The organism is Sphingobium anseongense (genome assembly GCF_037725245.1).
Taxonomy (GTDB): domain Bacteria; phylum Pseudomonadota; class Alphaproteobacteria; order Sphingomonadales; family Sphingomonadaceae; genus Sphingobium.
The window spans coordinates 36,250-50,281 of record NZ_JBBJUL010000003.1; the positions used below are offsets into that span (position 1 = coordinate 36,250).

The 14,032-nt window shown below is 66.3% G+C and carries 13 protein-coding genes; 9 read left to right on the forward strand and 4 right to left on the reverse strand.

All coding sequences use genetic code 11. The annotated features are described in order from the left end of the window. Nucleotides 1-23: 23 nt before the first annotated feature. Nucleotides 24-197 (reverse strand): DUF1674 domain-containing protein, encoded by a 174-nt coding sequence (locus WG908_RS04730; RefSeq protein WP_340185726.1) that lies wholly within the window; start codon nt 195-197, stop codon nt 24-26. Between the two features lie 117 nt (nt 198-314). On the opposite strand from WG908_RS04730, the gene WG908_RS04735 reads away from it, so the two are divergent. The 8 genes from WG908_RS04735 to WG908_RS04770 all read left to right on the forward strand — a co-directional run bounded on the left by WG908_RS04735 (nt 315) and on the right by WG908_RS04770 (nt 10,238). After that, nucleotides 315-1,601 (forward strand): RsmB/NOP family class I SAM-dependent RNA methyltransferase, encoded by a 1,287-nt coding sequence (locus tag WG908_RS04735; RefSeq protein WP_340185425.1) that lies wholly within the window; start codon nt 315-317, stop codon nt 1,599-1,601. 53 nt (nt 1,602-1,654) lie between these two features. Beyond that, complete coding sequence (rpe, locus tag WG908_RS04740; protein ID WP_340185426.1) at nt 1,655-2,320, forward strand: ribulose-phosphate 3-epimerase; 666 nt, start codon at nt 1,655-1,657, stop codon at nt 2,318-2,320. Beyond that, the gene (locus WG908_RS04745; RefSeq protein ID WP_340185427.1) at nt 2,317-4,074 is read left to right on the forward strand and encodes a heparinase II/III family protein; all 1,758 of its coding nucleotides are present in this window, start codon (nt 2,317-2,319) and stop codon (nt 4,072-4,074) included. The genes rpe and WG908_RS04745 overlap by 4 nt, the downstream gene beginning before the upstream one ends. A gap of 120 nt (nt 4,075-4,194) precedes the next feature. Further along, nucleotides 4,195-5,784: a bifunctional phosphoribosylaminoimidazolecarboxamide formyltransferase/IMP cyclohydrolase gene (gene purH / locus WG908_RS04750; protein WP_340185428.1), complete on the forward strand. Its 1,590-nt coding sequence runs from the start codon at nt 4,195-4,197 to the stop codon at nt 5,782-5,784. A 172-nt stretch (nt 5,785-5,956) separates the two neighbouring features. After that, nucleotides 5,957-6,295, forward strand: a complete 339-nt coding sequence (locus WG908_RS04755) for a UrcA family protein (RefSeq protein WP_340185429.1) — start codon at nt 5,957-5,959, stop codon at nt 6,293-6,295. Between the two features lie 163 nt (nt 6,296-6,458). Continuing rightward, nucleotides 6,459-7,970, forward strand: a complete 1,512-nt coding sequence (locus WG908_RS04760) for an NAD(P)/FAD-dependent oxidoreductase (RefSeq protein WP_340185430.1) — start codon at nt 6,459-6,461, stop codon at nt 7,968-7,970. Nucleotides 7,971-7,975: 5 nt separating this feature from the next. Next, on the forward strand, nt 7,976-8,443 hold the full coding sequence (locus WG908_RS04765) for a GtrA family protein (RefSeq protein WP_445326662.1): 468 nt from the start codon (nt 7,976-7,978) through the stop codon (nt 8,441-8,443). A 16-nt stretch (nt 8,444-8,459) separates the two neighbouring features. After that, complete coding sequence (locus tag WG908_RS04770; RefSeq protein WP_340185431.1) at nt 8,460-10,238, forward strand: hypothetical protein; 1,779 nt, start codon at nt 8,460-8,462, stop codon at nt 10,236-10,238. A gap of 1 nt (nt 10,239) precedes the next feature. Here the strand turns inward: WG908_RS04770 and msrB are convergent, their stop codons facing one another. From msrB to WG908_RS04785, 3 genes are read right to left on the reverse strand one after another with little or no spacing between them, the layout of a single operon-like run. Further along, nucleotides 10,240-10,719: a peptide-methionine (R)-S-oxide reductase MsrB gene (gene msrB, locus WG908_RS04775; protein WP_340185432.1), complete on the reverse strand. Its 480-nt coding sequence runs from the start codon at nt 10,717-10,719 to the stop codon at nt 10,240-10,242. A 10-nt stretch (nt 10,720-10,729) separates the two neighbouring features. Then, a complete protein-coding gene (locus tag WG908_RS04780) occupies nt 10,730-11,929 on the reverse strand; it encodes an ABC transporter permease (protein WP_340185433.1) in 1,200 nt (399 codons plus the stop codon). Next, entirely contained in the window at nt 11,926-12,873 is a 948-nt protein-coding gene (locus WG908_RS04785; RefSeq protein WP_340185434.1) for an ABC transporter ATP-binding protein, read from the reverse strand. The genes WG908_RS04780 and WG908_RS04785 overlap by 4 nt, the downstream gene beginning before the upstream one ends. Nucleotides 12,874-12,897: 24 nt before the next feature. On the opposite strand from WG908_RS04785, the gene queG reads away from it, so the two are divergent. Then, complete coding sequence (queG, locus tag WG908_RS04790; RefSeq protein WP_340185435.1) at nt 12,898-13,947, forward strand: tRNA epoxyqueuosine(34) reductase QueG; 1,050 nt, start codon at nt 12,898-12,900, stop codon at nt 13,945-13,947. Nucleotides 13,948-14,032 lie beyond the last annotated feature (85 nt).

The window sequence follows — 14,032 nt, forward strand, 5'->3', positions numbered from 1 at the left end:
AGCGGGCGTTGACCATCCAACCATCAGAAATCGATGGCGATTCCCTTGCGTTCCCAATCGCCGTAGCGCACGGGGCTCAATGCCTCGTCCAGCACCGGCACCTTGTCGATCGGGTCGGGCGCGGGCACCGGCGGGCTCTTGGACAGGTGCGCGGGCGGCTTCACATGGTCCGGCCGCTTGCCCTCATGCTGTCCCATCATAATCTCCTACATGTTGGATCGCATGGTTGCGCTCCGGATCGACCATCTATCCCTCTCTCTATCATCCGCGCGCGCCGCTTTCCACCGCCACTCTTTTCCCCTAGGCGCAGCTGAATGTCCTGCAATTTCCCCCGATCCGACGACGTTCCGGGCCTGCCCGCCCGCCGCGCCGCACTCCGCCTCCTCGACGCGGTGCTGCGCCGGGGCGAACCGCTCGAACTGGCGATCCATGGGGCCAGCCAGGGAATCGCCGACCGTGCCGACCGCGCGCTCGTCCACGCCATCGCCGCCGAAGTCCTGCGCCGGTTGCCAGATCTCGACGCATTGATCGACGGTGCGACCCGCCAGCCGCTGCCCGAAGACGCCAAGGCGCGCATGGTGCTGCGCATCGCCCTTGTTCAGGCGCTGGTGCTCGGCACGCCGGCCCACGCGGCGATCGCCACCGCTCTGCCGCTGGTCGATGGCGGCCCGCGCAAACTGGTCCATGGCGTATTCGGCACGGTGACGCGCGCCGCGCCGGTCCTGCCCGATTCTCCGACGCTGCCCGAAGGCGTGGCGGAGCGGTGGGCCAAGCAATGGGGTGACGCCATGGCCAAGGACGCGGCGCGCGCCTACGCCGTGCGGCCCCCGGTCGACCTCTCCTTGCGCGATCCCGCCCAGACCGCGCATTGGGCAACGCTTCTGGGCGGCGAAAGCCTTGCGCCGGGCCATGTCCGCTTGCCTGACCATGCGACCGTGACCGACCTTGCCGGTTTCGCGGAAGGGGCCTGGTGGGTTCAGGACCTCGCCGCCGCCATTCCCGCGCGCCTGATGGGTGCGGGCAGCGGGCGCGCCGTGCTCGACCTGTGTGCTGCGCCCGGCGGCAAGACGATGCAGCTTGCGGCGGCCGGGTGGAACGTGACGGCCGTGGACCAGTCAGCCAGGCGCCTTCAACGGCTGACCGAAAATCTTGCGCGTACCGGCCTTGCCGCTCAGGTGGTGACGGCCGACCTGCGCCAATGGCAGCCGGTCGAGTCCGCCGACGCGGTCCTGCTCGATGCACCGTGCAGCGCGACCGGCATTTATCGCCGCCACCCCGACGTGCTTCACCGCATCGGCTCGCGACAGATCGCCGAACTTGCCGATCTCCAGGCGCAGCTGCTCAACCGGGCTGCGCATTGGGTCAGGCCGGGCGGCGTACTTGTTTACGCAACCTGCTCGCTCGAAAGGGCCGAGGGCGAGGATCAGGCCGTTCGATTCCTTGCCGCGCATCCCGATTTTGCGCTGGACGCGCCGACGCCCGACGAATTGCCCCGGGATGTCGCTGCGTCGGCCCAGGGCTGGGTCCGCACCCTGCCGGGAACATTGGCCGATCGGGGCGGAACCGACGGCTTTTTCATCGTCCGCTTTTTCCGCACCTGAACCGCTGCACAATGGTTGCGCGCGTCCAAGCGCCCGGTTAAGGCGACGGGTTAATGACTGACCAAAAAATCCTCATCTCGCCCTCGATCCTTTCCGCCGACTTCGCCCGTCTGGGCGAGGAGGTTCGCGCCATCGACGAGGCCGGCTGCGACTGGGTCCATGTCGATGTCATGGATGGGCATTTCGTGCCAAACATCACGATCGGTCCCGGGGTGGTCAAGGCGCTTCGCCCCCATACGCAGAAGGTAATGGACGTTCACCTGATGATTTCCCCGGTGGACGGATTTCTCGACGCTTTCGCTCAGGCTGGCGCCGATATTCTCACGATTCATCCCGAAGCGGGTCCGCACATCCATCGCAGCATTCAGTATATCAAATCGCTGGGCGTGAAGGCGGGCGTAGTCCTCAATCCGGGCACGCCGGCCAAGATGCTCGACTATCTGATTGACGATGTCGACCTGATCCTGGTGATGAGCGTCAATCCGGGCTTTGGCGGCCAGAGTTTCATAGAAAGCCAGCTTCGCAAGATCGAAGCGTGCCGCAAGATGATCGACAAGAGCGGGCGCGACATCCGCCTCCAGGTCGATGGTGGCATCGATTTCAGCACCGCGCCACGCGCGATCGCGGCGGGCGCGGACGTTTTGGTCGCGGGCACCGCGACCTTTCGCGGCGGACCATCGGCCTATGCCGACAATATCCGAAAGCTAAGAGGGGGGTGAACGACCTCCGGCGCATTTCCACCGGCCCGGCTTCCGATTCGCCCGACGATGACGGGATCGAGCAGGGCAGGCGTCTCATCCGCCTGTCGGATGACAAGGGGCTGTCGCTTACCCAGCGGATCGCCAACCACTTCTATCTGCTGAGTTGGAAGACGCCGCTCCACGGTCGTCACCTCAAGGGCAAATATCCGCTCAAGCTGTTGGCGGTGCCGGACGACGAGATTCCCGGTGACCCGCGCAGCGGCCAGGCGATTCGCGCCGGCCATTTTCTTTTCCGGGGTATGAAGCAGCCGCTCGACACGCTCGATTTTGAGCGGCTCGATCTCATTCCGGCCTTCACCGACTATCTGCACAGCTTCGCCTGGTTGCGCGATCTCGCCGCCGCCGCACCGCGTGAGCAGGGCGCGCCTGTGGCCGAGCATGTGATGCGCCGCTGGCTCGCCGCGCATGCCGACACGCCTACCGATCCGGCCTGGCGAGCCGACAATGCTGGCTGGAGACTCCTCTATTGGACGGCCTATGCGCCTTTCATCCTGTCGTCGAGCGATCTGGTCTATCGCTCGCTGGTGCTCAACTGCGTTGCGCGCACGGCTCGCCATCTCGACAAGAGCGCCGACAAGGCGGCGCAAGGCCTGCCCCGCCTCGTCGCCTGGGGCGGGATAGTCGCCGCTTCGATGCTGCTTCCCGGCGGTGCGGCGCGCAAGATTTTCGGTGAAGCGGGGCTCAAGCGCGCGATCGACAACGCCTTCTACGCCGATGGCGGCACCATTTCCCGTTCTCCGCTTGCCCAGCTCGAAGGCGTGATGCTGCTGTCGATGGTGCGCGCGGTCTATGACGTGCGACGCGAAACTACTCCTGCCTTTCTGGGCGAGGCGCTGGCGCGCGTGGTTCCCGCGCTTCAGGGCCTGGCTCATGGTGATGGCGGACTTGGCTCCTGGCAGGGCGCTGGCGCGATCGATCCGGGCCGGGTCAGCGCGATCGTGAACGCCAGCCGGGTGCGCGCGCGGCCGCTGCGTCAGGCACGCGACTGGGGCTATCAGCGGCTCGTTGCAGGGACCACCGTGCTGCAGGTCGACGCCGCGCCGCCGCCGGTCGCCCGGCTCGCGGCGGCAGGCTGCGCCTCGACGGGCGCGATCGAGCTGTCGGACGGCCCCTGTCGCCTGATCGTCAATTGCGGCGGCGCAGCGCTTGGCGGGGCCTGGATTCCGGCCAGCCTCGCGCAGGGGCTGCGCACCACCGCCGCCCATTCGACGCTGGTGCTCGACGACAGCAATTCGACCGCACTGCTGCCGGACGGTACACTGGGCAAGGGCGTGACCGAAGTCGATATCAACCGCCAGGAACTCGACAATGGCTCGCGCCTCGATCTGAGCCATGACGGCTATGTCCGGCGGCTGGGCTATGTCCACCGCCGCCTGCTGCTGATGAGCGGCGATGGCAAGGAAATCCGGGGCGAAGACATGCTGACCCCGGCCGAGCGGCGTCGCAAACCGGGGCGCCTGCCGGTCCAGATCCGCTTTCACCTCGCGCCGGGCGTGGAGCCGACGCTGACCGCCGATAATCAGGGTGCGCTGCTGCGGATCGATCTCGGCGCGCTCTGGCAATTTCGCACCGGCGCCGGCGTGCTGACGGTCGAGGAAAGCCTGTGGGTGGATGGCGACGGTCGTCCGCACCCGACGCGACAGCTGGTCGTCTCCGCCGAGGCGCTACCTGGGGGCGTCAGCATCGGCTGGATATTGAAGCGGGTCGGCTAGGCCGGACTATCCCTATCACCGCTGTCGATACACATTCAGGCAGGGCTGTCTTTTTAGGTCAGGCGCCGCTAAGGGGCTGGCGCAAAGTCCCGGCCCATATCGCTCACGCAGGAACCTCTCATGACCGACGTCATCATCAAGCGCGCCCTCTTGTCCGTGTCGGACAAGAATGGCCTTGCCGAACTGGGCCGTGCACTGAGCGGACACGGCGTCGAACTGGTGTCGACCGGCGGCACGGCGAAGGCGTTGCGCGACGCGGGGCTGGACGTCATGGATATTTCCGACCTCACGGGCTTCCCCGAGATGATGGACGGTCGCGTCAAGACGCTGCATCCCAAGGTTCATGGCGGGCTGCTGGCGGTGCGCGGGAACCCCGATCATGTCGCTTCGATGGATGAACATCAGATACAGGCTATCGATCTGGTCGTGGTCAATCTCTATCCGTTCGCCGCCACTGTCGCGAAGGGGGCAGAGCGCGCGGAGATTATCGAGAATATCGATATCGGCGGGCCTTCGATGGTTCGCTCCGCCGCCAAGAACCACGAAAGCGTGGCGATCGTCACCGATCCGGCCGACTATGCCCGGCTGATCGCCGAAATGGCCGAAAAGGGTGGCGCGACCAGCTACGACTTCCGTCGCATGCTCGCGGCAAAGGCCTATGCGGCTACCGCTGCTTATGATTCGATGATCGCCAGCTGGTTTGCCCATGCCGATCAAGGCGCGATTTTCCCCGAAACGCTGGCGGTCGCCAGCAGATTGGCAACCCCGTTGCGCTACGGCGAAAATCCGCATCAGTCGGCCGCGCTTTACCTGCCCATGGGGCCTGCGGCCAACGGCATCGCCCAGGCGCGGCAGGTGCAGGGCAAGGAACTGAGCTACAATAATTACAATGACGCAGACGCCGCGCTCGAACTGGTCAGCGAATTTCGTGACGGCCCGCCGACGGTGGTGATCGTCAAGCACGCCAACCCCTGCGGCGTCGCCACCGGGGCGACGCTGATCGAAGCCTATGAGGCCGCGCTTGCCTGCGACAGCGTGTCGGCGTTCGGGGGAATCATCGCCGTCAACCGCCCGCTCGACGGGCCGACAGCCGAAGCGATCAGCGGGATTTTCACCGAAGTCGTCGCCGCGCCGGACGCCGATGAAGCGGCGCGGGCGATCTTTGCCAGGAAGAAGAATTTGCGCCTGCTGCTGACGGGCGACCTGCCCGATCCGGCGCGGCCAGGGATGCAGATCAAGACCATCGCCGGAGGATTGCTGGTGCAGAGCCGCGACAATGGCAGGATCGATCCGGACGCTCTTCGGGTTGTGACCAAGCGGGCGCCGACGCAGCAGGAGCGCGCCGATTGCCTGTTCGCGTGGACCGTTGCCAAGCATGTGAAGTCGAACGCGATCGTTTACGCGCGGGACGGCAGCACGGCGGGCGTGGGCGCGGGGCAGATGAACCGGCTCGAATCCGCGCGGATCGCGGCGTGGAAGGCGAAGGACGCGGCTGAGAAAGCGGGCTGGAGCGAGCCGCGTACGATCGGGTCGGCGGTGGCGTCGGATGCGTTCTTTCCGTTTGCCGACGGGTTGCTGGCGGCGGTCGAAGCGGGTGCGACGGCGGTGATCCAGCCGGGCGGGTCGATCCGCGACGAAGAGGTGATCGCGGCGGCGGATGAGGCGGGATTGGCGATGCTGTTCACCGGGATGCGGCATTTCCGGCACTAGATGGTTGGTAAGGCGGATGATTCCGCGCAATGCCAGTTCGGGCCGAGTGGACCGGATTTTTTGGCGGAAATCCGCGCTTTCCCCTTCCTATTTCGGTCGAAAAATCCTATTTAGGCGTCGACCCGAAGCCCAAGTCAGGCGCCGGGCAAAAAAATGACGACAGGAGAACAGGATGACCGGAAAGATGATGGCGGCGATGGCCGCCGCATTGACGCTTGCGCTGCCCACGGCCGCATCGGCGCTCGACAGAAATTATGACGTGATCGTCGATGGGACGACCGGCGCCATGACCCGCAGCATCAGCGTGTCGGTCGCGGACCTCAACCTTGGCAGCGACCACGGGCTGCGCCAGGCGGATTCGCGCATCACCAGGGCCGCCAAGAAAGTGTGCGGCTGGCATAACGGGACGATCCTGCCCGCGACCAGCGATTATCGCGCCTGTTTCGGCGACGCGCTGAGCGACGCGCGCGAGGACCTGGGCACGCTGGCGCAGGCACAGCGCCAGGGTTGAATCCGCGTTGAACCCGCGTTGAACCCGCGCGCGGCGCAGTCGCGCAAGAAGAGCCGTTCCGCACCATGCGGAGCGGCTCTTTTTCGTTACGATCCATTAACCATTCCTTAGAGGATTTCCTTCACTCCCGAAGTCACGAAGGACTAGCCGGGGGACCATCAGGATGCCGCGTAACGATCAGAGCGTGGATGTTGCCATCATCGGCGCAGGGCCGGCGGGACTGACCGCCGCCTATCTGCTGACCAAGAAGGGTTATAGCGTCACCGTCATCGAGAAGGACCCGGTCTATGTCGGCGGCATCAGCCGCACGGTCGAGATGAACGGATTTCGCTTCGACATCGGCGGCCATCGCTTCTTTTCAAGGTCGAAGGAAGTGGTCGACCTGTGGAACGAGATATTGCCCGACGATTTCATCCAGCGGCCGCGCATGAGCCGCATCTATTATGAGGGCAAATTCTACAGCTATCCGCTGCGCGCGTTCGAGGCGCTGTGGAATCTGGGCGTTCTGCGTTCCACCCTGTGCATGGCGAGCTTTGCCAAAGCGAAGATGTTTCCCAACCGCAATGTCCGGTCGTTCCAGGACTGGACCGTCAATGCGTTCGGCCACAAGCTGTTTTCGATCTTTTTCAAGACCTATACCGAAAAGGTGTGGGGCATGCCGTGCGACGAGATGTCGGCCGACTGGGCAGCGCAGCGGATCAAGGGGCTGTCGCTGTGGGGCGCGGTGGTCGATGGGCTCAAGCGCAGCCTGAAACTCAACAAGAAGCCCAATGACGGCATGGAAACCAAGACGCTGCTGGAGACATTCCGCTATCCCCGGCTTGGCCCCGGCATGATGTGGGAGGCGGCGCGCGACTTCGTGGTCGCGGGCGGCAACCGTGTGCTGATGGGCCATGGCCTCAAGCAGATCGCGCAGGACCAGGGCACGGGGCGCTGGCGCATGGTCGCCGACGGCCCCGAGGGCGAGGTGATCATCAACGCCGCCCATGTCGTCAGTTCCGCGCCGATGCGCGAACTGGCCGGGCGCATCCATCCGCTGCCCGTTGCCCTTCCCGAAGCCATGGAGCTGAAATATCGCGACTTCCTGACCGTCGCGCTGATGGTCAAGGGCGACGATATTTTCCCCGACAACTGGATCTATATCCACGACAGCAAGGTGCAGGTCGGCCGCATCCAGAATTTCCGCAGCTGGTCGCCCGAAATGGTGCCCGATCCCAGCCTGGCCTGCGTGGGCCTTGAATATTTCTGCTTCGAAGGCGACGGGTTGTGGGCGTCGGCCGATGCCGACCTGATCGAACTGGCGAAACAGGAAATGGCGACCCTGGGCCTGTGCAACCCCGACGATGTCGTCGGCGGCGCGGTGGTGCGGCAGGAAAAGGCCTATCCGGTCTATGACGATGAATATGCCGCCAATGTGCTGGCGCTGCGCAGCGAACTGGAAGCGCGCTATTCCACGCTTCATCTGGTCGGCCGCAACGGCATGCATCGCTATAACAACCAGGATCATGCGATGATGACGGCGATGCTGACCGTCCGCAACATCGAAGCCGGCGCCCGCGTCTATGACGTGTGGGGCGTCAACGAGGACGCCGAATATCATGAAGCGGGGGACGAAGGCGAACGGGCGGCGCTTGCCAGCGAGCGGCTGGTGCCCAGCCGGCTGAAGGCGGCCTGAGCCCCATGCCCGAACCGATAGCCGCGACAGTGTCCGATCGCATGGCAGGCGGCATGCAGGCGCGCGTGGTAACGCTCGCCTTGCGTATCCAGCGCTTCACCATGGCCCGCTACCTGCTCGCCAGCATCATCGCGCTGGCCGTGGACATGGCGCTGTTCCTGGCCATTACCACGATCGGCTGGCCCCCCATGGTCGCTGCCTTCCTTGGCTATGTCACCGGCATGCTCGTCCATTGGAGCATCAGCATCCGTTACGTGTTCCGCACTGGCGGCAATGGCGCGCCGCGCGCCAGTCATGCGCAGCGCGTCGCCTTCTTCGCCAGCGCGCTGCTCGGCATGGGCATCACCATGGCGGTGGTGGGCGGGCTGACCGCCGTTGGCATTCATGCAGCCGCGGCCAAGGGCGTGGCCATCGGCATCAGTTTCCTTACCGTCTATGCGATTCGGAAATATGGCATCTTCGGCATCCGCTAGCCCGCTGGCGGCAACAATGCCCCGCAAGCCCCGATTCGCGCCGGCCCGCAATCCGATGGTGCTGCTGGTCGGCCTATGGCTGATCTTTTGCATGATCGCGCTGTTCTGGTTCCGCCAGAGCATCGCGCTGTTCCAGTTCATCGACGTCGATGACGCGATGCGGTTGCAGCAGGTGCGCGACTGGATCGGCGGGCAGGGCTGGTTCGATGTCAGCCAGCACCGCGTCAACCCGCCGCTGGGCGGGCCGATGCACTGGTCGCGGATCGTCGATTTGCCGATCGCGGCAATCATCCTGCTGACGCGGCCATTTGTCGGCATGGCGACGGCGGAATTGATCGCCTGCACCGCCGTGCCGCTGCTGTTGCTCGGTTGCCTGTGCGCGGTGCTCCATCGCGCGATGCGACTGCTGGCCGACGGCGATGCGCCGCCGCTGTTCGCGGTCGCGCTGCTGCTGGTGACGCCGACCATCCTCATCCAGTTTCCCCCGCTGCGTATCGACCATCATGGCTGGCAGATCCTGATGGCGGGCGTCGCGCTTTGCGGCGCGCTCGACGGCGCGCCGCGGCGTGGCGGCATCGTTGCGGGGCTTGCGATCGCACTGTGGCTGACCATTTCCAGCGAGGGATTGCCCTATGCCGCGCTGCTGGGCGGCACATTTGCCATGCGCCAGTGGACCGACGGCGCGGAACGGCCACGCCTGACCGGTTATGCGGCGGCGCTGGGCGCGGCGTCCGCCTTGCTGGTGCTGGTCACGCGCGGCTGGTCGGCGGTGTCGGGAAACGAATGCGATTCGCTGACGTCGGTCTATCTGCTGCCGCTCGGCGGCTTTGCCATTGCCATGCCGGTTGCCGACCGGCTGATGCGGGGAACGACCGCCGGCCGCAGGCTGATCGCGGCGGCGCTTGGCGCGGGTTGCGCGGCGCTGATCTTCCTGCTGTCGGGCCAGCATTGCGCGACCAACGGACCGTTCGCGGCGCTCAGCCCGCTTGCCTATCGCTACTGGTATATGGGGGTCGTGGAAGGGCTGCCCATCTGGAAGCAGGAGATCGGCATGGCCGGTGTTATCCTGCTGCCGGCGATCACCGGCCTTGTCGGCACGGCATTGGCGTGGCGGGCCGCGCCGCGCGGCGACACGCGAATACGCTGGCTGACCATCGGCCTGTTGCTGTTCGGCGCGACGCTGGTGTCGATGATGGTAATGCGCGCGATCACCGTGGCGCATCTGTGCGCGCTGCCCGGCACGGCCTGGCTGCTGATCGCTTTGTTCCGCCGCGTCCAGATGGCCAGATACAGCCTGGCAAGAGTGTTCGGATCGGCCGCGCTGGTGCTGCTGACCCCGGTGGGAATGGCCGCATCATGGCTGGGCGCCGTCGATAGCGTGTCGGCGCCGTCGAAGGCGGCCGGCAAGATTTGCCGTACATCGGCGACCATCGACACGCTCGACCGCCTGCCGCCCAGCCTGTTGTTCACGCCGCTCGACCTGGGACCGGACATATTGGTCAGGACGCCGCACAGCGTCGTGGGGACGGGGCATCATCGCAATCTGCGCGGCATCAATGCCGTGGTCGGCGCCTTCCTGGCCACGCCGGACCGGTCGCGCGCCATCGTGATGGCGACCGGGGGCGGGCGGGGGCCGGCCTATCTGATCACCTGTCCGGGGCTGAACGAACTGGAGCAATATGCCAAGGTCAGGCCCGACGGGCTGGCCGCTGCGCTGCTGAAAGGGCGGGCGCCCGGATGGCTGACGCCGGTGCCGATGGCGGGCGCGATCCGGGTTTACCGGGTGGCGAGGTAGATCAGGCCGGGCGGAAGGCGAGCGCCACGCCGTTCATGCAATAGCGCTTGCCGGTCGGCCGGGGGCCATCGTCAAAGACATGCCCCAGATGCCCGCCGCAGCGGGCGCAATGCACTTCGGTGCGGGGATAGCCCAGGCCGAAATCGCGCGAGGTGCCCACCGCGCGCGGCAGGGGCCGCCAGAAGCTGGGCCAGCCGGTGCCGCTGTCGAACTTGGTCCTCGCATCGAACAGCGGCTGGTCGCAGCCCGCGCAGGCGAAGATGCCGGCGCGATGCTCCTTGTCGAGCGGGCTGGTGAACGGGCGTTCGGTCGCTTCATGACGCAACACATTATAGGCGAGCGGGGAGAGGCACTTGCGCCACTGCGCATCGGTCAGCGTGAAGGGATAGGCGGCGGCCCTGGCATCGGGCAATCCCGCGCGCCACAACAGAGCACCGATCGCGCCCGCCGCCGCGCCGCCAAGCCATTGTCGTCTCGTCATGCCATGGTTCCTACGCGCCCCACGCTGACCGTCGCCTGAACAGTCCCCGCCAGCCGGCGCCGCCGGACTTGAGCACATGGCGGCGGAACAGCAGCACGCCGACGCGGATGATGACGGCGACGAAGATGGCCTGCCACAGCAGCGCCAGCAGATGCGGCCAGATGGCATCGTCATAGGCGGCGTGGGCGATCATCGCGAAGGGCGAACTCCAGGGGAATATCATCGCGGCGACATCGGCGGCGCTGCCCTGATGGTCGACCGCATAGCTTGCGAAGAAGAAGATCAGCATCTGCGCCATGGTGACCGGCATGTTGAGCGTCTGCACCTCGCGCACGGTCGCTGCCTGCGCGCCGATCCCCAGGAACAGCGACCCGAGCAGCGTATAGGCCATGGTGAAATAGGCGACGCCCAGTGCGATGAACGCGGTCCAGCCGACCGCCGGCGTCGCAATGATGGTCGCAGGGTCGCGGGTGGCGAGGAAGATCGCGAGCGCCGATCCCCCCCAGAACAGGATGCCGACGAAGCTCATCGCCAGCATCGCCAGCAGCTTGCCGAGGAAGATCGCGTCGATGGGCACGGCGGCAGCGAGTATTTCGATGATCTTGTTGGTCTTTTCCTCGACCAGATTGGACAGGACCATGCCCGCCAGGATCAGGGTGAGAAAGAAGATGACGACCTGGGCAACGCGGCCCAGCAGCATCTGCGCCTGCGCCTGCGCGCCCCGGCTGGTGGCGACCTCGTGCCGTTCGACCGGGATCATGCGGAGCGATTCTGTGGCATTGGTCGCGCTGACGAGCAGGCTGACATCGCCTTCCAACCGGTCGATATCGGCGGCCTTTCCGGTCAATCGGGGCCGGTCGATCGAGCCGGAGAGGATGGCCGCTACGCCCGAATCGGTGCGCGCCAGCAGCGCGGCGGGCGTTTCATCGGTGGCGACGCGACGCAGGCGGGGCAGCGCCTGCGGCCCCATCCGTTCGGTCAGGATGGCGTGGGTGCGCTCGATCCGGGCGGCGTCGGCGGCAGGCAGGGCGATGCCGACGATCGGGCGCAGGTCCGTGGTCGAGATCTTTTCGCCCAGCCCGCCAAACGCCATGCCGATGAGGATCGGGAAGAGCGGACCGAGCAGGAAGAAGAAGAACGTCTTGGAGAAGACGACCGCGGAAAAATCGCGCCGGGCGATGACATAGGCGGCGCGCATGATTTCGCTCATCGCGCGTCTTCCCCGTCCATCTGCCGCGCGGCCGCTTCGCCGACGATCGCAACGAAGGCATCGTGCAGGCCGGGGCGTTCGATCGACAGGCTTTCGATGCCGGCATGGCCGTCGAGCAGCGCGCGCAGCAGCGGTTCGATGCCCAATGCGGGCAGTCCGAAATGCCACGCGCCGCCTTCCGCGACCGCGTCCTGCGGCAGCGCGCGTCGCCATCCGCCGTCGATCGCGCGTGTGCGCAGCCGGACCTGCGGGCGCAGCCGGTCGCGCGCGGCAGCGACGGTGCCTTCGAACCGGATGCGCCCGCCCGCGACGATGGCGACCCGCTCGCACAGCCGTTCGGCGTGGGCGATGACATGGGTGGAAAACAGGATGGTGACGCCGCTGCGCGCCTGTTCGCGGATCAGCGCTTCGAGGCGGCCCTGGTTGAAGGCGTCGAGGCCGGAAAAGGGTTCGTCCAGGACGATGAGGCGGGGGCCATGGACGATGGTGCCGAGCAGTTGCACGGTCTGGGCCATGCCCTTGGACAGCTGGCGCACGGGCTTGTCGATGGCGTCGGCCAGGCCATGGGTCGTCATCAGCGCGCGGGCGCGTTCGCGCCCGGTCTTGAGTGGCAGCCCGCGCAGCGCGCCCATGAAGGCAATGGCGTCATAGGCTTTCATCGAGGGGTAGAGGCCGCGCTCCTCGGGCAGATAGCCGACCTGTGCCGCCATGCGCAGCGGCGCGTCCTGGCCGAGCAGGCTGCGATGGCCTTCGTCCGGGTCGATGATGCCGAGCAGGGTGCGCAGCAGCGTCGTCTTGCCCGCGCCATTGGGGCCAAGGATGCCGTAGATCGCGCCTGTGGGCACGGCGATGTCGATGCCATCGACCGCCCGGAATGCGCCGAAGGTCTTGACGAGACCATGGGCTTCCACGGCAAGTATCATATTCGTGGAATTGCCGGTCATCGTCAGGCGATGTAGTGCCGAGCGATGGCCACGCCAACCCCAATCAGCCTGGAAGATCGTTTGAAGGCGCAGGCCAGGCAACTGGGCTTTGCCGCCTGCGCGATCGCGCGCGCCGATGCCGCGCCGGAGGCTGCGGCGAGGCTGCGCCACTGGCTGGACGAGGGACGGCATGGCGACATGCTGTGGATGGAGGAACGCGCCGAGCAGCGCGGGTCGCCGGCGGGGCTGTGGCCGGACGTGCGCAGCGTGATCATGCTGGGGATGAGCTATGCGCCCGGCCACGATCCGCTGGCGCTGGCGGCGGTGGGGGATAGGGCGCGGATCTCGGTCTATGCGCAGGGGCGCGATTATCATGACGTGGTCAAGAAGGCGCTCAAGGGCCTGGCCCGCTGGCTGGTCGAGCAGGAGGACGCGCCGCTCAAGGTCTTCGTCGATACAGCGCCGGTGATGGAAAAGCCGCTGGGCCAAGCGGCGGGCCTTGGCTGGCAGGGCAAGCACAGCAATCTGGTCAGCCGCGACCATGGCAGCTGGCTGTTCCTGGGGGCGATCTATTCGACGCTGGACCTTGCGCCCGATACGCCGGGCGAGGACCGTTGCGGCAGTTGCAATGCGTGCCAGACCGCCTGCCCGACCGATGCGTTCCCGTCGCCCTATCGCGTCGATGCGCGGCGCTGCATCTCCTACCTCACGATCGAGCATAAGGGGCCGATCCCGGAGGAATTTCGGGCAGGGATCGGCAACCGCGTCTATGGCTGCGACGATTGCCTGGCGGTGTGCCCGTGGAACAAGTTCGCCCAGACGGCGGCGGCGAACCGCGCCTTCCTGCCCCGCGCGGAACTGGTCGCGCCGGCGATCGGCGACCTGCTGGCGCTCGACGATGCGGGATTTCGCGAGATATTTTCAGGCTCGCCGATCAAGCGGATCGGCCGTGACCGGATGGTGCGCAACGCCGCCATCGCGGCGGGGAACAGCGGCGACGCGGCGCTGGCGCTGGCCTTGCGCGCGCTGCTGGAAGATGACGATCCGGCGGTGGCGGAGGCGGCGGGCTGGGCGCTGGGGCGGCTGGGGGTTTAGGGGGATTTGGTATCGCGCCTCACGCTCGCCATCGCCCGCGAGAAGCAACGCCATCGAGTTTGAGCGCATAGTGTTCAGGGTATGG